The 21,919-nt window shown below is 55.7% G+C and carries 17 protein-coding genes; 9 read left to right on the plus strand and 8 right to left on the minus strand.

Annotation, left to right across the window (positions count from 1 at the left end; all coding sequences use genetic code 11):
- Positions 1–39: 39 nt before the first annotated feature.
- On the plus strand, positions 40–954 hold the full coding sequence (locus tag BM258_RS16085; RefSeq protein ID WP_090074141.1) for a polyprenyl synthetase family protein: 915 nt from the start codon (positions 40–42) through the stop codon (positions 952–954).
- A 50-nt stretch (positions 955–1,004) separates the two neighbouring features.
- On the opposite strand, the gene ispG is transcribed toward BM258_RS16085, so the two are convergent.
- The 5 genes from ispG to BM258_RS16110 form a co-directional block, all read right to left on the minus strand.
- Positions 1,005–2,246 carry a flavodoxin-dependent (E)-4-hydroxy-3-methylbut-2-enyl-diphosphate synthase gene (gene ispG, locus BM258_RS16090; RefSeq protein ID WP_090074142.1) on the minus strand — a complete coding sequence of 414 codons (1,242 nt, stop codon included), beginning with the start codon at positions 2,244–2,246 and terminating at the stop codon, positions 1,005–1,007.
- Between the two features lie 212 nt (positions 2,247–2,458).
- Complete coding sequence (locus tag BM258_RS16095) at positions 2,459–2,968, minus strand: Fur family transcriptional regulator (RefSeq protein WP_090074002.1); 510 nt, start codon at positions 2,966–2,968, stop codon at positions 2,459–2,461.
- A gap of 332 nt (positions 2,969–3,300) precedes the next feature.
- Positions 3,301–3,750: an Rrf2 family transcriptional regulator gene (locus tag BM258_RS16100; protein ID WP_090074004.1), complete on the minus strand. Its 450-nt coding sequence runs from the start codon at positions 3,748–3,750 to the stop codon at positions 3,301–3,303.
- A 170-nt stretch (positions 3,751–3,920) separates the two neighbouring features.
- On the minus strand, positions 3,921–4,223 hold the full coding sequence (locus tag BM258_RS16105; protein ID WP_342029359.1) for a winged helix-turn-helix transcriptional regulator: 303 nt from the start codon (positions 4,221–4,223) through the stop codon (positions 3,921–3,923).
- Between the two features lie 149 nt (positions 4,224–4,372).
- Entirely contained in the window at positions 4,373–4,579 is a 207-nt protein-coding gene (locus BM258_RS16110) for a tautomerase family protein (protein ID WP_090074144.1), read from the minus strand.
- 256 nt (positions 4,580–4,835) lie between these two features.
- Here BM258_RS16110 and gcvA point away from each other — a divergent pair, with 256 nt between their 5' ends.
- The 7 genes from gcvA (at position 4,836) to BM258_RS16145 (ending at position 14,263) form a co-directional block, all read left to right on the plus strand.
- A complete protein-coding gene (gene gcvA, locus BM258_RS16115; RefSeq protein WP_090074007.1) occupies positions 4,836–5,756 on the plus strand; it encodes a transcriptional regulator GcvA in 921 nt (306 codons plus the stop codon).
- 163 nt (positions 5,757–5,919) lie between these two features.
- Positions 5,920–7,107 carry an acyl-CoA dehydrogenase gene (locus tag BM258_RS16120; protein WP_090074009.1) on the plus strand — a complete coding sequence of 396 codons (1,188 nt, stop codon included), beginning with the start codon at positions 5,920–5,922 and terminating at the stop codon, positions 7,105–7,107.
- Between the two features lie 109 nt (positions 7,108–7,216).
- Positions 7,217–8,884 (plus strand): thiamine pyrophosphate-binding protein, encoded by a 1,668-nt coding sequence (locus BM258_RS16125; protein ID WP_244544730.1) that lies wholly within the window; start codon positions 7,217–7,219, stop codon positions 8,882–8,884.
- Positions 8,885–9,167: 283 nt separating this feature from the next.
- The gene (locus BM258_RS16130; protein WP_407062731.1) at positions 9,168–10,667 is read left to right on the plus strand and encodes an ABC transporter substrate-binding protein; all 1,500 of its coding nucleotides are present in this window, start codon (positions 9,168–9,170) and stop codon (positions 10,665–10,667) included.
- Between the two features lie 97 nt (positions 10,668–10,764).
- Positions 10,765–11,721, plus strand: coding sequence for an ABC transporter permease (locus tag BM258_RS16135; protein WP_090074013.1), 957 nt, complete (start codon positions 10,765–10,767; stop codon positions 11,719–11,721).
- On the plus strand, positions 11,718–12,617 hold the full coding sequence (locus BM258_RS16140) for an ABC transporter permease (protein ID WP_090074015.1): 900 nt from the start codon (positions 11,718–11,720) through the stop codon (positions 12,615–12,617). Before BM258_RS16135 ends, BM258_RS16140 begins: the two co-directional genes overlap by 4 nt.
- Positions 12,614–14,263 (plus strand): ABC transporter ATP-binding protein, encoded by a 1,650-nt coding sequence (locus tag BM258_RS16145; protein WP_090074017.1) that lies wholly within the window; start codon positions 12,614–12,616, stop codon positions 14,261–14,263. The genes BM258_RS16140 and BM258_RS16145 overlap by 4 nt, the downstream gene beginning before the upstream one ends.
- Positions 14,264–14,446: 183 nt before the next feature.
- Here BM258_RS16145 and BM258_RS16150 read toward each other — a convergent pair whose 3' ends face one another.
- The 3 genes from BM258_RS16150 to pgi all read right to left on the minus strand — a co-directional run bounded on the left by BM258_RS16150 (position 14,447) and on the right by pgi (position 18,414).
- The gene (locus BM258_RS16150) at positions 14,447–14,833 is read right to left on the minus strand and encodes a hypothetical protein (RefSeq protein ID WP_090074019.1); all 387 of its coding nucleotides are present in this window, start codon (positions 14,831–14,833) and stop codon (positions 14,447–14,449) included.
- 91 nt (positions 14,834–14,924) lie between these two features.
- Positions 14,925–16,406, minus strand: coding sequence for an EF-hand domain-containing protein (locus tag BM258_RS16155; RefSeq protein WP_139229296.1), 1,482 nt, complete (start codon positions 16,404–16,406; stop codon positions 14,925–14,927).
- Positions 16,407–16,776: 370 nt separating this feature from the next.
- Positions 16,777–18,414: a glucose-6-phosphate isomerase gene (gene pgi, locus BM258_RS16160; protein WP_407062732.1), complete on the minus strand. Its 1,638-nt coding sequence runs from the start codon at positions 18,412–18,414 to the stop codon at positions 16,777–16,779.
- Between the two features lie 290 nt (positions 18,415–18,704).
- Here pgi and BM258_RS16165 point away from each other — a divergent pair, with 290 nt between their 5' ends.
- Positions 18,705–21,812 carry an AsmA family protein gene (locus BM258_RS16165; RefSeq protein ID WP_090074024.1) on the plus strand — a complete coding sequence of 1,036 codons (3,108 nt, stop codon included), beginning with the start codon at positions 18,705–18,707 and terminating at the stop codon, positions 21,810–21,812.
- The last annotated feature ends 107 nt before the right edge of the window (positions 21,813–21,919 follow it).

Consider the following 21,919-nt stretch of genomic DNA (forward strand, 5'->3'; position numbering starts at 1 on the left):
ACAAGCCGGGTTAACGAGCTTTAGGGAGTGATGTCGCGTATGTCCCCACAGTCGCAACCATTGAAGACACGCCTGAAAGCCTGCGCAGAAGACGTGGCGCAGAAGCTGGAACGGATGCTTTCCGAAGACCCAAGAGGGGCCGAGCAATATCGCCCTCCAAGACTTCTGGAGGCGATGCGCCACGGTGTCCTGAATGGCGGCAAACGCATTCGCCCCTTCCTGATGATAGAGACCGCCAGAATGCTTGGCTATGAGCATCCCGGCGCGCTGCGCGCTGCCTGTGCGCTGGAATGCGTGCACAGCTACAGCCTCATCCATGACGATTTGCCTGCAATGGACGACGATGCCTTGCGCCGTGGCAAGCCAACCGTTCACGTCGCCTTTGATGAAGCAACAGCCATTCTGGCAGGCGACAGCCTTCTGACGATGGCCTTTGACATCATGGCCGATGAAAAAACCCACTATAAGGCAGAAGTGCGCACCGAACTCGTCCGCGGCCTTGCCCAGAATGCCGGCATCGGCGGCATGGCAGGCGGCCAGAGCCTTGATATCGCTTCGGAAGGCAGATCCATCACGGAAGGGGAAATCCGTCAGCTGGAGCAGATGAAAACCGGCGCCCTGTTGCGCTTTGCCTGCGAGGCTGGCGCCATGTTGGCCGAGGCCAACGCCAAGGAGCGCGCCGCCGTAACCCGCTTTGGCACCATTATCGGCCTCGCCTTCCAGCTTGCCGATGACCTGCTGGATGTCACCTCCACCTCGGCCCAGCTGGGCAAAACCGCAGGCAAGGACCAGAAGGCCAAAAAGGCAACCCTCGTCAGCCTGCACGGGATAGAAGCCACGCGCGCCGAACTCAACACGCTGATCACGGAAGCAGAATCCCTGCTCGCCCCCTTCGGCAGTCAGGCCGATACGCTCACTGCAACGGCCCGCTACATCGCAACGCGCAAAAACTGATCATCTAAGGGACAGCAAAAGGCGCTAAGGCTATCGGGCCTCAATCAGGCCTAGCCGAAGCGCTTTTCGATATAATCCAGCACCATTTGATGGAAATCCTCTGCAATTTGCGGTCCGCGCAAGGTTGCCACCTTTTCGCCATCCACAAAGACCGGCGCAGACGGGGTTTCTCCAGTGCCCGGAAGGGAAATGCCGATATCGGCGTGTTTGGATTCCCCCGGCCCATTAACGATGCAGCCCATGACGGCAACATTGAGCGCCTCGACACCAGGATATTTCTCACGCCAAACCGGCATATTCTCGCGGATATCGGTCTGGATGGCCTGCGCCAACTCCTGAAAGACGGTTGACGTCGTCCGCCCACACCCCGGACAGGCCGCCACGATGGGCACGAAGGAGCGGAAGCCCATGCATTGCAACAATTCCTGAGCCACCTGCACTTCGCGCGTGCGGTCTCCATTTGGTTCCGGCGTCAGAGAAACGCGGATCGTATCGCCAATCCCCTGCTGCAACACAAGTCCCATGGACGCCGCCGAGGCCACGATCCCCTTGGTGCCCATTCCCGCTTCTGTAAGCCCCAGATGTAGCGCATAATCCGAGCGGCGGGACAACTCGGTATTGACCGCAATCAGATCCTGCACCTGAGATACCTTGGCCGACAGGATGATCTTGTCTGCCCCCATGCCGAGCTCTTCAGCCCGTTCGGCTGAAAGCAGCGCGGACTGGATGATCGCCTCATGCATCACCTTTTGGGCGGGCAACGGATCTTCACTGACGGAATTTTCATCCATCAGCCGCGTCAGCAGTTCCTGATCCAGCGAGCCCCAGTTGACCCCGATACGCACTGGCTTGTCATATCGATTGGCCAGCTCGATCAGGGTCGAAAACTGCTTGTCGCGTTTATCCTTGAAGCCAACATTGCCCGGATTGATCCGGTATTTGTCCAGCGCTTCAGCGCAGGCGGGATTCTCACCCAGCAGCTTGTGACCGATATAATGGAAGTCCCCCACCAACGGCACATCGATGCCCAGCCGCAGAAGCCGCTCCTTGATATGGGGCACAGCCTTTGCCGCTTCGTCCCTGTCCACTGTAATGCGCACAAGCTCCGAGCCGGCCCTGTGCAAGGCAGCCACCTGCGCGACCGTGCTGTCCACATCTGCTGTATCCGTGTTAGTCATCGATTGCACGACAATCGGCTCGCCGCCTCCGACCGTAACAGACCCGACCTTAACGGCATGGGTAATCCTGCGAGGCAGGGGCTCGGTGAGAAATGGGGTGGAACCAACAGGCATCTGGGACAAAAGAGACATGGACCCTCTCTTTTCCGGCATTCAGGCAACCAGCAAGCCGCAACACCGGAGGGATGAAAATACGCTGATTTTATATGGCAAATTGCATCTAGGCGCGCAAGTCAACAACGGCAAGGAAGGCTTGAAGCATACGCACAAATTCGGACAAACCGCAAACGGACTGTCACAATCTGGTGAGCTTTACCAAGAAGCCCTTAGCCATTGCCTTCAAGCTTCTGACATTCCTCACAAAGACCACGAATTTCCATGACCGGTGCGTTGGGGCTGAATTTCACCTTGCCGGCGATGGTTTCAATCAGCCCGCCAAGGCTTTCAGACTGGAACTCGGCGGCGCGCCCGCACTTATCGCAAAGCAGAAAGATGGTCGCTTCCCCATGCCTATGTCGGGCATCCGGTCCTTCATTGCACGCCACATAGGCGTTCCTGCTTTCGATTCGATGGATGATGCCATGCTGGATCAGGAATTCAAGGGCGCGATAGATGGAAACCGGCGCGAGCATCGTCTCGCCCTTCTCCTTGCGCTCTTTGTTGAGCTGATTGAGAATATCATAGGCACTTGAAGGCACGTGGCTGGCCGCCAGAACCCGCAAAACCGACTGCCGCTGATCCGTGAGGCGCACGCCCTTTTCAGCACAGACAGCCTTGGCATCGGCAAGAACGCGATCTATGCAAAAACTATGGTCATGGTCACTCATTTCGATCATTGCATTTTCCTCTACAACACAGCAAAAGGCATTTCCGTCAACGCAATGCCATGCGTTTTGCCATGGTCATTTCTCTTTGGCCTTTCTGATGGTCGTGCAAACTGGCCTGAAGAGCATGCTGCCCGGCAGCGATGTGATACAATATAACAAGTCCGATTGTGCACATCCATAACCACTTGCCAAGTCTGAGACGGAATCAAATTGCTGAAAAGCACGCACAAAATGCCACAGGCCCCATCGCAAAGCCGAGACAGGCCGACAGGCAGCATCCCCATCTGAGCCTGAAAAGCGCCTGACCAGTCTGATGGTCAGGCATAAAATCAGTCAGATGATCAGGCGGAAGCGGCTTCAGAAATGTTAAGCAGATTGCGCATGTCGCCTTCCCGAGCAGTAAGATCCGCCAGCGTGTATTTGTCCAGCGCCTTGAGGAAAGATTCAAGCGCATCATTGAGCGCCTGGTTGAAGTCGCACATTGAGAGCAGCGGGCAATCATAGCTGCCTTCATCAAAACAGTCCGCGAGATGGAAATTCTCTTCGGCGGCACGAATGATCTGCCCCAGCGTGATCTCGCTTGGCTCCATTGCCAGCTTCAGCCCACCGTTGCGGCCACGGTGCGTGGTTATGAAGCCGTTGGACACCAGAATCGGCAGAATCTTGAACAGGTGATATTCGGAGATGGCATAAACCTGCGCGATCTCGCTAACCTTGGCAAATTCATCTTTCTTGGCAGCGCAATACATCAGAATGCGAACAGAATAATTAGCCTGCTGAGTTAATCTCATAATTTCACCACCTGCCTGTTGGCGCTGCGCAAAAGGTCACCGCTTGTTACTTGTGCCTTTTATCCCTTTTCACCATATCCTTCAATCCCGGACGCCGGAAACATTAGAAGAATTCGACTTCTAATATAGGGATGCGCGCAGAATATGTCATGATTCCGAAGTGAAATTCTTTATTTACACTTTGAAATATCAGAACCCGTTTCTTGCGAAAGCTCTTCGGCCCACCGGACGGCCCAGTCAGCGAGCGGTTGCAGCAAAGAATAAAGCTCCTCGCCAATGGCTGTCAAAGCATATCCCTGCGGCGTTTTCTCTATCAGGCCCGCTTCGCGCAGATCCTTGATGCGGCTATTCAAAATGGAGGGAGAAATGGTTTCGCAGTGGTCCTGCAGAGCCCTGAATGTCGCAGGCCCCTTCTTGAGGTTCCAAATGATCCCCATGGCCCATCGACGGCCCAATAGATCGAATGCTGCCATGACCGGGGCTCCGCTTTGGGAGCCTCGGACAGGATTTCCGGGGCGTGGTATCGCCATATGTGTCTCTTCTTCCTTCGCTGTGATGGTGTCACACTAACGCAAAGAACCAAAAAGAAAAGACCGTTTTGCCGCCAGAAGGCACAAAGCCCTTACGATGCCCTCAGCTTGCGTTTTTCTGTAAGCGACACACCGCCTACGCCGATATTATCGCTATCAAGTTGCTCGATGAAGACGATGAAGGATTGCTCGGGAATATTGGTAATTTCCGCAGCGGACTTGGTGACGGTCTGAATGAAAGCAGTTTTCTTTTGCTGGTCAATCTGATCAGCGCCCAACGTCATTGTGATAACGGGCATGATAGACTCCATGAATGAGTAGATAAACATAATTTGCTACTATTTTAGTAGCAAAGCCACATTATCACGCTACTAAATTAGTAGCAACAATTTTCTAGCATGACTTTTCTTCATCCCCGTCTGCCGCCAACCGGCATCAAAGCTGGGATCAGAGCGTCATTACCCACCTTTTTGCTTTGATTTTCGGGAGAAATGGTGAAAAGCTCGAATAAGCAAAACAAGAAGCCAAAAACGAACCATAATCAAACCTCATGCCATGCTGAATTACCTTCCTTCTCTCTCTGCCCTGCGTGCCTTCGAGGCAGCAGCCCGTCACCTCAGTTTCACCAAGGCTGCCAGCGAGCTGGGCGTCACCCAGAGCGCCATTTCCCGCCAGATGCGCTCCATGGAGGATCTGCTGGGCCTGCGCTTGTTCGAGCGCACAGGCTCGGGACTGGTTCTGACAGAGGCGGGCGCCGTCTATGCCCACAAAATCCGCACCAAACTGCAGGATATCGAAACCGCAACGCTGGAACTGCTCGCCTATCGTGGACAGGGCGGAGAATTGACCATCGCCTGCCTGCCGACCCTTGGCGCTCGCTGGCTGGTTCCGCGCCTCACAAAATTCACCACCACACACCCAGAAATCCTGATCCAGATCGTGACCAAACTTGAACCCTTCGAGTTTGATGGCCTTGATATCGATGCCGCCTTCCATTTCGGCGAAAGCGCTTGGCCCAATGCCCTCACAGACGAGCTGATGCCGGAATATGTCGTGCCCATGGCTCATCCAATCCTGCAGGAAGAACTCAAGGAGGTTGGACTGGAAGAATTGTTGCGGCGTCACCCGCTGCTGCAAGCGACATCGCGTCCCGCCCTCTGGCCCCACTGGTTCAGCCAGAAAGGCTATAGCCATCCCAACCCGCATGTTGGGCCGCGTTTCGAGCATTTTCATATGGTCATACGGGCCGCCGCCTCTAAAATGGGCATTGCCGTTCTGCCTCGTCTGTTGGCGGAGGAAGAACTGGCCAGCGGAGAGCTGGTGCAGCTTGACGACCAGTTGACGCCTTCCAACGGCGATTATTATTTCGTCTATCCGCAGGCCAAGCGGGCCAATCCCAATCTTCAGACCTTCCGCACCTGGGTCATGCGCGAGGCACTAAGCACCAAGAAGAAGATGAATGCAGCCCTCTCCTGAGCCCAACAGGTTAGGCAACCAGGGCCTATAAACAAATGTCATGAGCGATTGAAATATCATCGCTTCCTGCGCCTGACAGGCAGCACTACTATTGCGCCATTAATGCCAGCCCGCATCGGCCCTCTATCGGCCTTCCCGCGCGGCAGAACAGGAGCAATAGGCAATGTGCGCAAAACCGGCCTTCACTTGGGATGATCCGTTCCTCTTTCGCCAGCAACTGAGCGAAGATGAACGCATGATCATGGACGCGGCCCGCGCCTTTTGCGACGACAAGCTGATGCCGCGCGTCCTTGAAGCCAACAGGCAGGAATATTTTGACAGCGCCATCATGCGGGAAATGGGAGAACAAGGCTTCCTTGGCCCCACCATCAGCGAAGACTATGGCTGCGCTGGCGTCAACCATGTGGCCTATGGTCTGATCGCCCGCGAGATCGAACGTGTGGACTCAGGCTATCGTTCAGCCATGTCGGTCCAATCCTCGCTGGTCATGCACCCCATCCATGCCTATGGCTCCGAGGCGCAAAAACAACACTATCTGCCCAAGCTGGCGACAGGAGAGTTGATCGGCTGCTTTGGCCTCACCGAACCGGACCATGGCTCGGACCCCGGCTCCCTAGTCACCCGCGCCACGAAGGTCGAGGGCGGCTATCGCCTCAATGGCGCGAAAATGTGGATCACCAATTCTCCCATCGCCGATATCGCCATCGTCTGGGCCAAATCCGATGCTCACGACGGCAAGATCAAGGGCTTCATTGTCAAGGCTGACAGCAAAGGCTATTCGGCCCCCAAGATCGCAGGGAAACTAAGCCTCAAGGCCTCGATCACCGGCGAAATCGTGCTCAAAGATGTCTTCGTGCCCGAAGATCATCTACTCCCCAACGTGGAAGGCCTCGCGGGGCCCTTTGGCTGCCTTAACAAGGCCCGCTATGGCATCGCGTGGGGGGTTTTGGGCGCTGCCGAATTCTGCTGGCATGCTGCGCGCCAATATACAATGGATCGCAAACAATTTGGTCGCCCGCTCGCGCAAACCCAGCTCGTCCAGCTCAAGCTTGCCGATATGCAGACCGAAATCACGTTGGGCCTGCAAGCTGCCTTGCGCGTGGGCCGAATGATGGATGAAGGCAACTGCCCGGTCGAGAATGTCTCACTTATCAAACGCAACAATACCGGCAAGGCCCTCACCATTGCGCGCACGGCCCGTGACATGCATGGCGGCAATGGCGTTGCCGACGAATTCCACATCATGCGCCACATGGTCAATCTGGAAAGCGTGAATACCTATGAAGGCACGCACGACATCCACGCCCTGATCCTTGGCCGCGCACAAACCGGTTTGCAGGCTTTCTTCTAGAACCCCATTGGCCAAGCCCATTGGCACATACTTAATCACCATCCAATAACCGCAGCACTCCCTCCGCACGAGCATAAAAGCGGTTCCATAAAGAGAAAAGGACAGCGACATGACGCTGACAACAGGCGCAACCCTTCTGGTGGATTGCCTCATAGAGCAGGGAGCCTCAACCATTTTCGGCGTGCCCGGCGAGAGCTATCTGGCCGTCTTGAACGCGATTTACGATGCCCCCTCCCTGCGTTATGTCAACGCAAGACAGGAAGGCGGCGCCTCGATGATGGCGGATGCCTGGTCCAAGCTGACCGGCGAGGTTGGCCTCTGCATGGTCACCCGAGGCCCCGGTGCCACCAATGCAAGCTCCGGCGTGCATGTGGCCTATCAGGATTCCACCCCCATGATCCTGTTCATCGGCCAGGTTGCCAGCGACCAGATCGAGCGCGAGGCCTTTCAGGAGATCGATTATCGCCGCATGTTCGGCCAGATGGCCAAATGGGTCGCCCAGATCGATGACGCTTCCCGCATTCCAGAATATATCGCCCGTGCCTATCGCACCGCCCTGTCCGGTCGTCCCGGCCCCGTTGTATTGGCCCTGCCCGAAGACATGCTGGTCACCGAAATTGAAAAGCCAGCAGCCCTTCCCGCCAAGGGCAAACCGGCAGACAGCGCACCATCTGCTGAGAGCATGAAAGAGCTTGAGGCGCTTGTCGCCGAGGCCGAACGTCCCTTCATGATTGTTGGTGGCGGCGGCTGGTCGCTGGCAGCCAAGAAGGCGGTCACCGCCTTTGCCGAGCAGAATGCCATTCCCGTGGGCACCTCCTTCCGCTGTCAGGACTATTTCCCCAACGAGCATCCGAACTTTGCGGGCCATGTCGGCATCGGCATCGATCCCGCACTTGCCAAGCGCATCAAGCAAAGCGATCTGCTCATCGTGCTCGGCGCCCGCCTTGGCGAAATGACCACCTCCGGCTACACCCTCATTGATACGCCGATCCCGACCCAGACGCTCATTCACATTCATGCCGATCCGGAAGAATTGGGCCGCGTCTATCAGCCAGCTCTCGCCATCGCTGCCCGCCATGAAACCATGGCGCTGCTATTTGGCGCTCTGGGCCAAATCCGCAAGGCAGGGGATGCAAACTGGGTGAGCGAAGCCCGTGCGGGTTATGATGCCTTCAGCGCCATACCCGAGCGTAAATTGCCCGGAGATGTGCAGATGGCCGAAATTGTCAAACATGTGGTTGCCAACACCCCCGACAACACGGTCTTCACCAATGGTGCAGGCAATTATGCCATCTGGGTGCATCGCTTCATCAAATATCGTGGCTGGCGTACCCAGCTCGCCCCGACTTCCGGCTCCATGGGCTATGGCATGCCGGCCGTCGTTGCAGCCGCTATTCAGGATCCATCTCGCCCGGCCATCTGTTTTGCAGGCGACGGCTGTTTCCAGATGACCTGTCAGGAATTTGCCACCGCCGCGCAGGAAGGTGCCCCCATCAAGGTGATCGTTGTCAACAACTCCATGTATGGCACAATCCGCATGCATCAGGAGCGCGAATACCCAACCCGCATTTCCGGCACGGCCCTGTCCAACCCGGACTTCACAGCCATGGCCGCAGCCATGGGGGGGCATTCAGAAAAGGTCGTTTCAACCGAGGAATTTCCCGATGCCTTTGCCCGCATGATGGCCCATGACGGCCCAGCGCTCATCGAGATCATCACAGATCCCGAAGCAATCACGCCAGTTAAAACCATCACGGATTTCCGCACCAAAAGCTGATATGGCGCGTTTTTTCGCTTCAAAATGCATGATTTTTTTACAAAAGGGTGCCTCAAGGCACCCTTTTTTGTGCTAACAATCGTGCAAAACAGAAAAGTGATTGAAATCTCGACTTCGACGGAAGTCATGGCTGCCCCGAAGCGCACGCTGTGCAATAAAACGCCGCAACAAAGGGGGGAGCGAGCAGCATGCTGTCAACAGGACATACTGCGCTCTGCAATCAGCCAGCCAGTTCCTTTTATGAACCAGCGCGGCACAAAAAGACGGTCGGAGAGTATCAAGAATGATGAAATCAGCAAGGAAATGGGCTGTAGCCTTTTCTATGGCGGCAACGCTTGTAACAGCAGGCTCCACGTCCGCCGCATGGGCTGCACGGACAGATATCGTGCTGGGCGTCCGGTTGGAACCACCTCATCTGGACCCAACAGCAGGCGCTGCCGCTGCGATTGACGAAATCACCTATGCCAATATTTTTGAAGGCCTCACGCGCATTGACGAACATGGTGCAATCAAGCCAGCGCTGGCGGAAAGCTGGACCATTTCCGCCGATGGCCTCACCTATGACTTCAAGCTCCATGAGGGTGTAAAATTCCACGACGGCACCGATTTTGATGCAGAAGACGTGGTCTTCTCGCTCGACCGTGCCCGCGGGGAAGATTCGGTCAATGCGCAGAAAGCGCTGTTCGAACCCATAGATAGCGTCGTTGCCAAGGACAAATATACCGTCGAGATGACTCTTAAGCGCCCGACCGGCGCTATGCTCTTCAATCTGGGCTGGGGAGACGCTGCCATGGTGGCCCCAGAAAGCGCAGAAACAAACAAGACCAATCCCGTGGGCACAGGCCCTTTCAAACTGGAAAAATGGGTCAAGGGCGATTCCATCACCCTGATCAGGAATGACGCCTATTGGGGTCAACCAGCCAAGCTGGAGAAAGCCACCTTCAAGATTGTTGCCGATGCCGCGGCCAGCCTTGCTGCCCTGATGGCAGGCGATGTGGATGCCTTCCCGATTTTTCCCGCACCGGAAATGCTGCCGCAATTCGAGAATGACCCGCGCTTCAAGGTCGTCATCGGCACCACGGAAGGGGAAACCATTCTGGCCACCAACAATGGGGTCAAACCTTTTGACGATGTGCGCGTGCGCAAGGCGCTGGCCTATGCCATCAATCGCCAGTCCCTTATCGATGGAGCCATGTTCGGCTATGGAACCCTTATCGGCTCCCACTTTGCGCCGCATAACCCGGCCTATCTCGATCTATCCCACGTCTATGACTATAATCCGGAGAAAGCCAAAGAGCTGCTGAAGGAAGCTGGTCTGGAAGACGGCTTCAAAGCCCGCCTGTTCCTGCCACCGACCGACTATGCCCGTCGCTCCGGCCTGATCATCGCCTCTGATCTCAAAAAGGTCGGCATCGAACTGGAACTGATCAATGTCGAGTGGGCCCAGTGGCTGAGCAACGTCTTCAAGGGCAAGGATTATGATCTGACCATCATCTCGCACACCGAACCGCTGGATATCGGCATCTATGCCCGCGATGACTATTACTTCAACTATAAGAATGAAGAGTTCAAAGCGATCATCGCCAAGCTCAATGCCACAGCCGATGAAGCAGAACGCACGGAATTGCTGCATCAGGCCCAGAAAAAGCTCAATGACGATGCCGTCAACGGCTTCCTGTTCCAGCTTGCCAAGACCGGCGTCTGGAACGCCAAGATCAAGGGATTGTGGGCCAATGCCCCCATCCAGGCCAACGATCTGACAGCCGTAGAATGGATGGACTAATCAGCGAATTCGGTTTAAAAGACCTCCGGGTATGGCAGCAACCATCTGCCATACCCTTTTTCGCATCACCATGCCCGGCAGATAGCAGCCCATTGCCATGATCATCTATTCCCTGCGCCGCCTTGCTTCCCTTTGCGTGACACTCGTGGCAGCTTCTCTTTTCATCTTCGCAGTGATGGAGATATTGCCGGGCGATCCGGCTCAGTTGATTCTTGGCATCAACGCGCAGGAAGACACCTTGGCCGCTTTGCGCGAGCAACTGGGCCTCAATCTGCCCCTTGCCAGCCGCTACTGGCTCTGGATCTCGGGCATGCTGCAAGGCGATTTCGGCATCAGCTATACCTATTCTGTGCCAGTCACAGAGCTGATCAGCGAAAGACTGACCATTTCTCTGCCACTTGCGCTAATGGCCCTTGCCCTTTCCACCTTGATAGCCCTGCCACTTGGTATTCTGGCCGCCAGCAATCACGGTCGCTGGCCGGATGTGAGCCTCATTGGCGCAACACAGATCGGCATCGCCATCCCCAATTTCTGGTTTGCCATGCTTCTGGTTCTGGTCTTTGCCGTTACCCTGCATTGGTTGCCCTCGGGTGGCTTTCCCGGCTGGGAGGCCGGACTTTGGCCCGCAATCAAGGCGCTGTTATTGCCTGCCATTGCCCTTGCTCTGCCGCAAGCATCCATTCTCGTGCGCATCATGCGCTCTTCCATGCTGGAAGTGTTGCATGAAGATTATATGCGCACCGCCCGCGCCAAGGGCCTCAACCTGCGTCAGACACTGGCGCGCCATGGTCTGCGCAACGCGCTTATTCCGGTGATCACCATCATGGGGCTGCAATTCTCATTCCTTCTGGCTGGCACGGTCATCATCGAGAATGTCTTCTCCCTGCCCGGCCTTGGAAGATTGGTGTTTCAGGCCATCAACCAGCGCGACCTCATCACGGTGAAAGCCGTGATCATGCTGCTGGTCGCCACCGTCATACTCGTCAATTTCCTCGTGGACATCACCTATGGCCTGATCGATCCGCGCCTTCATCGCAGGCAGGGCAGCCAATGACCAAGCCGCATCTCTTCTCAACGGACGCCCATAAATATCGCAGCTTCCTTGCCAAGGGCCTGCATTCGCCTTCCTTTGTCATCGGCGGCGCGATCACTCTGTTCTTTGTGGTGCTTGCTCTGGTCTCCTTTGTCTGGACACCCCATGATGCGCTTTCGGTCAACATAGCCGAACGCCTCAAACCCATCAGCACCACCTATTGGCTCGGCACGGATCATTATGGCCATGATCTCTTTTCCATGATCATGCTAGGCGCCCGCAACTCCATCGCCGTGGCGCTGGTTGCCGTGGGCATCGGCGCCTGTCTCGGCGTGCCTCTTGGCTGTTGGGCAGCGGCAAAAGGCGGCTGGCTGGACGAAGCCATCATGCGCACGGGCGACTTCATTTTCGCCTTTCCGGCCATCATTTCGGCCATCATGATCACCGCTCTGGCAGGCCCCGGCGCCATCAACGCCATTGTCGCCATCGGGATTTTCAACATTCCGGTCTTTGCCCGCCTTGCCCGCGGTGCGGCGCTGAGCCTATGGACGCGTGAATTCATTCTCGCCGCCCGCCTTTCCGGCAAGGGCTCGGTGCGCATCACCATCGAACATATCCTGCCCAACATCGCCAACCTGCTGATCGTGCAGGGAACCATCCAGTTCTCACTGGGCATTCTGGCCGAGGCCGGCCTCTCCTATGTGGGCCTTGGCACCCAGCCACCCATGCCCAGCTGGGGGCAGATGCTCTCGGAAGCTCAGACATGGCTGATGATGGCCCCGCAACTGGCGATCATCCCCGGCATGGCCATCATTCTCACGGTTCTGGGCCTCAATCTTCTGGGCGATGGCCTGCGCGACATGCTCGACCCGAAAATCCGTTCAAGCCTCGACATTGGCGGGAGCAAAGCATCATGAGCCTGCTCACGTTGGAAAATGTCAGCCTCACTATTGGTGACAAGCCAATATTGAAGGATATCTCCTTCTCGTTGGAGCGGGGCCAATGTCTCGGGCTCGTGGGCGAATCCGGCTCTGGCAAGAGCCTGACAGCCCTCTCTATCATGCAGCTGCTGCCGCGCCAGAGCCAACTTACCGGCGCCATCCATCTGGCAGAAACCAATCTGGCCCATCTCTCCGAGCGGCAGTTGTGCAATTGGCGTGGCAACCGCATGGGCATGATCTTTCAGGAGCCCATGACCGCGCTCAATCCGCTAAAAGCCATTGGCGCGCAGGTGGAAGAATGCATCCTCCAGCACAGCTCGGTCACCCGCCATGAAGCGCAGGAGCAGGCCAGAAGCCAGCTGCAACGCGTTGGCCTCAACCCCGAGCATGTCGGGCCGGATCGCTTCCCCCATCAGCTCTCGGGCGGCCAGCGCCAGCGCGTCGTCATTGCCATGGCCATCGCCATGAAACCGGACCTCATCATCGCCGATGAGCCGACCACAGCGCTCGACGTCACCTCACAGGCCGAAATCCTGCAATTGCTCAAGGCCCTCATGGCCGAAGACCATTCCGCCTTGATGCTCATCTCCCATGATCTCGCGGTGGTGGCTGAAATGGCCAACTCGATAGCCATCATGAAAAAGGGTGCCATCGTCGAACAAGGCCCACTACCGGGATTGTTCGACACCCTCAGCCACCCCTATAGCAAACGCCTGTTCGAGGCTTCGACCCATCAGCCCGCGCGGCAAAAGCCTCCCATTTTCAGCGATGACCCGAGCCTTGCGCAAACGGCCCCCGTGCTTTCCGCCAACGCCCTTTTGCGCACCTACCCCTTGCCGCGCCAGTTCCCCTATCTTGAACGCCGCAGCACGCGCGCCGTGGATGGCGTAGACCTGACGATCCACAAGGGCCAGAGCATCGGGCTCGTGGGCGAATCCGGCTGTGGCAAGTCCACCCTTGCCCGCACCCTTCTCGGGCTGGAAGCTCCACAAAAAGGCGGCATTCGCGTCGGCCAACACGATCCCTATTCCGCCAACAAGACCGATCTGCAACAGGTGCGTCGGGATATCCAGATCGTCTTTCAAGACCCGAACGGCTCCTTCAATCCGCGTCACAAGGTGGGACGATCCATTGCCGAACCGCTCTATCTGTTTCAGAAGGAAGTGAACCGCGACGAGCGCGACGAACGCATCGCCACCAGCCTCACGCAGGTGGGGCTAGCACCAGAAGACGCGGAAAAATTCCCCCATGAATTCTCCGGAGGCGAGCGCCAGCGCATCGCCATCGCCCGGGCGCTTATCACCCGTCCCCGCATCATCATCGCCGATGAGCCCGTCTCGGCCCTCGACGTCTCCATTCGCGCCCAGATTCTGGATCTTTTCACCGATTTGCGTGACCGGCTAGACCTTGCCTATCTGTTCATCAGTCACGATCTTTCCGTTGTCCGCTCGGTGACAGACGAAGTCATGGTCATGTATCGCGGCAAGATCATCGAGCGCGGCCGCACCGAAACCATTTTCAACTCCCCCCAAGAGCCCTACACCCAAGCCCTCATCAACGCCGCCCCCGACCTGCACAAAACCATTGCACGGCGACGGGACGGGATAGAAGAGCCCACCTGAGAACGCGCCATGTCAGCTTTGCGGACGAAGGATACATTGGGTGCAGTGCCGAAATTTCATGGCGTCGGTGCGCGCTTATGGCAAAGCGAGCGGGAGGCGGTCATCTACTGCGGATGAGAGATTTGTGATGCTTCAAGAGGAAGCTGACATTTAGGGAATTAAGCAAAATACCTATTTGGCAGTTCAGCGGCCATGAAGGCGTTCTAGCGTCCCCAGAATAGCGCACCTGCTTTTGCCTTTTCTTAGCATCTCGCGGGCCACATCAGCATCGCGCCCACCCTTTCGAATGATGCTGAAAACATCCGATTCATCGAGCGTGACAGGATGCGCTAGCCCACAAATTTGAAAAACCTGCTTACTGGAGTGTGCCGCCATATCGAAGGGCGCCGCCATATCGGAGTATGGCGCCACCCTTTTGGACTGCTCCGAAAAGCCTGGACCTTCATAGGTTTTGCTCAGAGGTCTCTCCACTGTGACGGTGAGAATTGGTATGTTGAGAAGAATATAAATACTGAACATGAACATCGAGGCGATCAAGACGATACGCAGCGTTCTTGAGAAAGCGGACATTCGCAGCACCTTTTGAAATGAGTGTAAAGATTTGTTCTAATGACTTTTCGAGGAAGTTTACGTTTGTTTTCAGAACAAGGAATAGCAGCGCCTATTGCAGACATCTGAAACCGTCGAGACACTTGCCCGTGGCAAGGTCATAGACCACGGCATGTCCCAGGTCGCCTGCGGGAAGAGGAACCCCTTTTTCCAAGAGAAACGTACCGCCAAAGGCTCCGTGCATGCCTGCAGGAAAATGCGCTATCGGTTTTTTAATGATGAAGTATTCGTCTTCTGTAACGCTAAGTGATCCTGCATCAAGCAATTGTATCAGCCCTGCAATGTTAGGGAGAATGTCGTAAACTGCCACTTTTCCTGATGCGATCACATCAGCCACCTCGAATTGTTCCACCCCATATGGGTAGAAACCTCGAAATTTATTCTCAATTTTGCTGCGCGGATCTCTCTTTGAATAGTCGATGCCTAAGCGTTCTCTTTTAGCGCTCGTGCCCGATGGAAGCCCGATATTCTGAATAGAGCGGGCGGCAATTACCTTGTCAATAGCGTGGCCCAGCACCAGCGACAAACGACTTTCCGCCAGCAGGGCTCTTCCGGATTTCGGGTTGCCTATATAGGGTGGAGCACAGTTTTTTTGTGCTGTGAACTCGACTTGATTGGCCTTGAGGCCAACGATCCCCTGACGCTTACCATCCAGTTCAGAAACGACAAGCTTTTCAATCCTGCTCGTTTCGCCGGTAAATTTCAGAACAACTGATCCGCTAAAAGCACTTATGATGAAAAGGGGCTTGTCGCCGGATTCAATATTGATACTTGCAGCGGTTGTTTCTTCTTCAAAGCCATTCACGGCAACCGACGAGAGAGCCTTGGAGGCAGATCCGCTCAGGAAGATGATTTCCGCCTTTTCCGAGGGTTGCGGCAAAATGCAGGCCTGTTTTTTAGTTTCAACGGCAGCAGCTTTCGTCTTTGGCGTCTGGGCTGGTTTTTCAGCCGTTTCCGTTTCCTCTGTCGATGGACTTTGCTTTACCGGAACCTGATCTAATGCTTGCAGGATATCTTCAAACACCACCTTTCCATCATGGTCAGCGTCAAAACGCATGAGGCGGTCTTGCCTTTTTTTCTTGTCCTTATGATGCTGCGCTGCATCAGAAGAATATCGATACAATTCCTCAAATGAGACCTTGCCGTCTCCATTGCCTGCCTCGTCAATCTTGGAAAGAGTGGCTTGTACACTCTTGAGCTTGCGCTCAGACATGAGAGCGGAAAGACTGGCGTAATCCTTGCCGTCAATGACGCGATCCGAATTGAAATCATATGAAAGTATGTCAGCCGCAAAAAATGCGCGTGCCTTTGCCAAGCTCCATTGCTCTTCCCTATCCAACATGCTTTGCGTAAACACGCCGTCAGAAGCTCGTCTTTTAAACTCATCGTTGAGACGGATTAAGAATTTATCACGTCCCTTGGCGATCTGCTTCAGTTCATATTTGCTAAAAATGGATGGCGCTTCAGAGGCGCTCGCATAGGGCGCATTTAACAGCATCAGGGAAGCAACAAGCGATAGCATTTTGGTTTTCACAATACACCCTCCAGATTGAATATTGTCTTGATATATTCAAAAGGTTGAGAGTAAGAAAACACTGAATGCACACTGTCAGTAATTTTGCTTTTGGTAAGTAAATTGTAAAAATGATGCATCTTCGTAAAGGCTTGCGATGCTTCAATCGAATGGCAGGAATGGGGAAGCATGCATTTGGGATGTAGCCTCTACAGGGTGTCCGGTATGGACTGCGGTTTCCGGGCAGCTCTTTCGAGCATGGGAACGTGCCACCATTTTCAATGTCGCGTTTGGGCTCCAACCTCCCCTCCCAAAAAAAGCAAAACCCGCCGGATTGCTCCGACGGGCTGGATCGTTATTCCGCTAAAAGCGTTGTTGCACCATTTGGTGCTTATTTGGCGCGGTAGGCTTTGAGGCGATCGAGAATGGCTGGGTCACCTTCGCCGCGTTCGGCGGATTTAACGGCAGGAGCCAGCTTGTTGGCCAGTTCCTTGCCAAGCTCGACGCCCCACTGATCATAGCTGTTCACGCCCCAGACGACGCCCTGAACGAACACCTTGTGCTCATAAAGCGCGATCAGGCGACCGAGCATTTTCGGGGTCAGCTTGTCATAGAAGAGCAGCGAGGTCGGGCGGTTGCCCGGGAACACCTTGTGCGGCACGAGGGCTGCGACCTCTTCGGCGGATTTGCCCGAGGCTTCCAGCTGCGCCTTGGCTTCATCTGCCGTGCGGCCAAAGGCCAGCGCTTCGACCTGCGCAAAGCAGTTGGAGAGCAGCAATTCATGCTGATGCTGGTCCGCGTCCGTCGGCTTTGCAGCAACGAGGAATTCGCATGGGATGATATCATGGCCCTGATGCAGTTCCTGATAGAAGGCATGCTGACCGTTGGTGCCAGACTGGCCCCAGATCACCGGACCGGACGCGCGTAGGATATCGGAGCCATCGCGGCGCACGCGCTTGCCGTTGGATTCCATATCCAGCTGTTGCAGGAAGGCGGAGAAGAATTCCAGCCGCTGGTCATAAGGCAACACGGCAACCGATGGGCAGGCCCAGATATTGCGATACCACAGGCCAAGCGCGGCCAGCAGCATGGGCAGATTCTCGCGGAATGGCGCTGTTTCGAAATGCTCGTCCATGGAGCGGGCACCAGCGAGAAACTCCTCAAACCCTTCCGGCCCGATGGCGATCATCACAGGCAGACCGATGGCCGACCAGACCGAATAGCGGCCGCCGACCCAATCCCAGAATTCAAACATCCGCTCGGTGCTGATGCCAAAGCCTTCCACACCTTCCTTGTTGGTGGAAAGCGCTGCAAAGTGATCGCCCACAGCATCATCGCCCAGAGCCGCGACAAGCCATTCCTTGGCCGCACGGGCGTTGGTCATGGTTTCCTGCGTGGTGAAGGTTTTGGAGGCAACGAGGAACAGGGTACGAGCGGGATCCAGCACCTTCAGCGTATCGCCCATATGCGCGCCATCCACGTTGGAGACGAAATGCACGCGTGGACCATCATGATAGGCAGCCAGACCAGCGGTCACCATATGCGGCCCAAGGTCAGAGCCCCCAATGCCGATATTGACCACATCGGTGAAGGGCTTGCCATCTTTGGCAGCGATGGACCCATCACGCACGCCTTTGGCAAACGCATAGAGCCGTTCCTTGACGGCATTCACATCAGCCGCAATTGCCTGCCCATCAACCACCAGATCATCATCAACACTGCCGCGCAGAGCGATATGCAGCACAGAGCGCCCTTCAGTATTGTTGATGGCAACGCCAGATTTCATCTCGGCATAGCGTTCGGCCACACCGGATTGCAGCATCAGATTTTCGAGCAGCATCAGGGTTTTGTCCTGGATGCGGTTGCGCGAATAGTCGAGCGTTAGACATCCGTCCATTTCTGCAGAAAAGCGTTCGAACCTGTCAGCCTCTTCAGCGAAGGCTGAGCGCAGGTTAAAATCAGACAATTCCTGACGATGGCGGACCAAATCGGACCAGACGACTTCCAGAGAGCTCATTTTCAACCCCAATCAATTGCTTTTGAAACTTTACAGACTTGTAGAACGAATATGTGACGAGTCATTTGAGTTCCATCAACAAATGAATTCAAGTGTGTAATTTTCCACGCCCGCCCTTTGACGGCCTTCAGAGGAAAAAAAGCGCCTTCGCTGCTAAAAAGCGTCAAAAAATAGCTGAATATGTCAAGCAGATTGTAGAAATTCAACCTATGCAATTAATATGAAACAGTGAGCTGATTCGACCCCTCGAAGCCGCTCGCAAGGAAACAGGACAGGAAAAGCCGGATCGGCGGGAGAGTTTTGTGCGCAATATAGTCATTTCCATTGTTTCAGCGATCATTGTGGTTGTTCTGGCAATCCTTCTCCTACCCATGTTCCTTTCCACCGACTATCTCAAGGCGCAGGTGGTCAATCTAGTGAAAGACAAGACGGGCATGACGCTGGCCATTGGTGGCGATGTATCCCTGTCCTTCATCACCGGCGTTAAGCTCAACACCGAGAGCGTTTCGCTGGAAGATCAGGCGGGACAGCCGCTCTTCTCGGTGCGCGAACTGGATTTCGGGCTCGCCCTCTCTCCGCTATTGAGTGGCAAGGCAGACATCACCGGCATTACGTTGGATCGGCCGGTGGTGACCATTACGACGGGAGCGCCATCGCCCGCTGAAGGCCAACAGGGACAGACCAAGGCAGCCGATGGGGCTAGCGCCCAGACAGACACAGCGCCCGCCGCTTCGGGACAATCCGGCGAGATAGACCTTTCCGCCCTTAGCATCCGTCGCCTCAGCATCAATGACGCCCAGGTCGTTACCATCGATCAGGGTGGCCACGCACAAAACATCGTCTCCGGGCTTAACGCCACCGTGCGCATTCCCGATTTCAATGGTGTCTCCGAGATCGAGGCAACCCTGCCCTACAAGGGCCAATCCCTCTCCATTGCAGGAAAGCTGGCCAATACGGGACGCGCAATCAATGGCCAATCTTCGCGACTAGATCTCAACCTTGATAGCGAACTGATCAAGGCGACCATCGAGGGCAATCTTGCCTACAAGAACAACCAGATCTTCACGGCAAACTATGCCTCCAACATTGGTAATGTGAAGCAATTCATGAGCTGGTTAGGCCTGTCGCCAGACCTGCTGGATGTCAAGGCGGCGAGCGTCAAGGGCTCTGTGATCGCGAGAAAGAAAGAGATTCGCCTGCCCAGCCTGACCGTCTCGCTGGACAAGCAACAGCTGAACGCAGCAGCACGGCTTTTCATCGCCCCCAAAACGCAGCGCCCCGCCATTCGGCTGGCCGTGGATAGCTCTACCCTCAATATCGACACGCTTCTCAAGCCCGCAGCCGCAGCAAACGCGCAGGGCCAGGAAGCCACGTCTCAGGCGCAAGGCACCGCCGGCACACCGCCGGATCTGTCCATTCTCAACGACTTCAACGCCACGCTTGACTTCCGCTCTGGGCGCCTCACCTACAAGGGACAGTCGCTGCGCCAAGTCAAATTGCTGGCCCAGAACATCAATGGCAAACTTGGCATCAATCTCAAGTCCGCCAATCTGGCCAAGGGCAATGTGCGCGCCAAACTTTCGGGCGATGTCAACCAGCTTGTCTGGTCCGGCTCTCTGACAGCCAATGGGTTGGGGGTCAAGCAGATCGCAAAGCTGGTGGGGCAGACCAGCCCCTTGGCGGGCAAGCTTTCGGCCAATATCAATTTCGCCGCACAGGGCCTGACCGTCGACGAAATCACCCAGAAGGGCAATCTGGCAGGCGAGATCACCCTTACAAACGGACAATATGCCAATCCGGCACTGCAACAGGCCGTACCAAAGCGCAAAACCGGTATGCTGCGCAAAATCTCCAGCCGCATCACCATCGCCAACCTCGATGATCCTATCGACATCAAGGGCAGCTTCAACTGGAATGGCGACACAATCCAATATAGCAGCACCATCGGCCTTGGCGAGTTGCTGTCCAATGCGCCGGTTCCTGCCAGCATTTCGGTTGAAGGCAAGCGCTTCGCCCTCGCCCTTGCGGGAAAGCTTGACCCTGCTAAAAGCAGCCTTTCAGGCAGCAAGCTGACCGTTGAAACCAAATCAAGCAAACAACTGCTGGCCTGGCTCGGGCGAGATGTCAACCGGGGCACACCGAACCTTCCGGTTTTCTTCTCCGGTCAGCTCGACCTTGGCGCCAACAAGAGCACGCTCAAAAATATGACCCTGCGCATGGGCCAGACTAATGGCTCAGGCAACATCACCTATGTCGCGGGCACTATTCCAGCCATCTCGGGCTCGTTGGCCTTTGACAAACTGGACGCGACCCCGTTCATGGGCGATGGCCAGCAGAGCGGGGGTGCGAAAAACAGGCAAGCGGCCAATCGACCAGCCACCCCGTCCGGCTGGGACAAAAGCCCCATCGATTTCTCGGGCCTCAACAGCATCAAAGCCGATCTGGCCTTCTCGGCAAAATCCCTCGTTGCCCGCGACATCGTCATGGGGCCGGTGCAGCTCGCTGTGAAAATCGACAATGGCCAGCTCTCCACGGCACTGAACCAGATTTCGCTCTATCAGGGCAAAGGCAATGGACAGATCACGGTGGACGCACGGAGCAAACCGGCGAAACTGGCTGCCCAATTCGCCCTCTCGGGCATGAATATGCGCCCCTTCCTCACCGACACCATCGGCATGCGCAACTTGAGCGGCAAAGGCGGGGTCACCCTCGATCTGACAGCACAAGGCGCAAGTCAGGCCGCCATCATCAGACAGCTCAATGGCACAAGCAAACTGGAAATGCGGGATGGACAGATCAATGGTATCAACATTCCGCGTATGCTGCGCAGTCTGCGTGGCAATATTCTGGATGGCTGGGCCTCTGCCGATGCTCAAAGTACAGACTTCTCAGCCCTGACCGCCAGCTTCGTCTTCAAGAACGGCATTGCAAGCAACAATGACCTCAACATGCTCAGCCCGTTGTTGCGGCTGTCTGGTGCAGGCACCATCAACCTGCCACAGATGACCATCAACTATAAGGCCATACCGAAGGTCATTGCCAAGCTCAAAGGGCAAGGCGGTCCGGTGGATGCGGATGGCATTCCCATCCCGATCATCATTGAAGGCAAGCTCAGCCAGCCGCGCATCTATCCCGATATTCCGGGCATTCTGGAAAACCCGCAAGCGATCCTCAAATCGCTTGAGCAGATGGGAGGAGCAGGTAAAGATGCCTCCAAGGCGATCCAAAAAATCGAAAAGAATGTCACCAAGGAGCTGCAAAAGCAGTCAGACAAGCTCGGCGTTGACCTGAACCAGATCTTGCAGCCACAAAAGGGCAATAATAATGGCAATAACAACGAGAGCCAGCAAAAGCCCAAGCTCGAAGAGCAACTCCTGCAAGGATTGACCAAGGGCCTGTTCGGCAATTGAGCAAGCCGCATACCGACATCAAGGGTCGCCCATCGGCGGCCCTTTTTTTGTTGGAGACAGTCTCACTGCCAGACCAATTGACAATTTGCACAAAGAGTTCTGACGAT

Origin of the sequence: Cohaesibacter marisflavi, from assembly GCF_900115225.1 — a bacterium.
Lineage (GTDB): Bacteria > Pseudomonadota > Alphaproteobacteria > Rhizobiales > Cohaesibacteraceae > Cohaesibacter > Cohaesibacter marisflavi.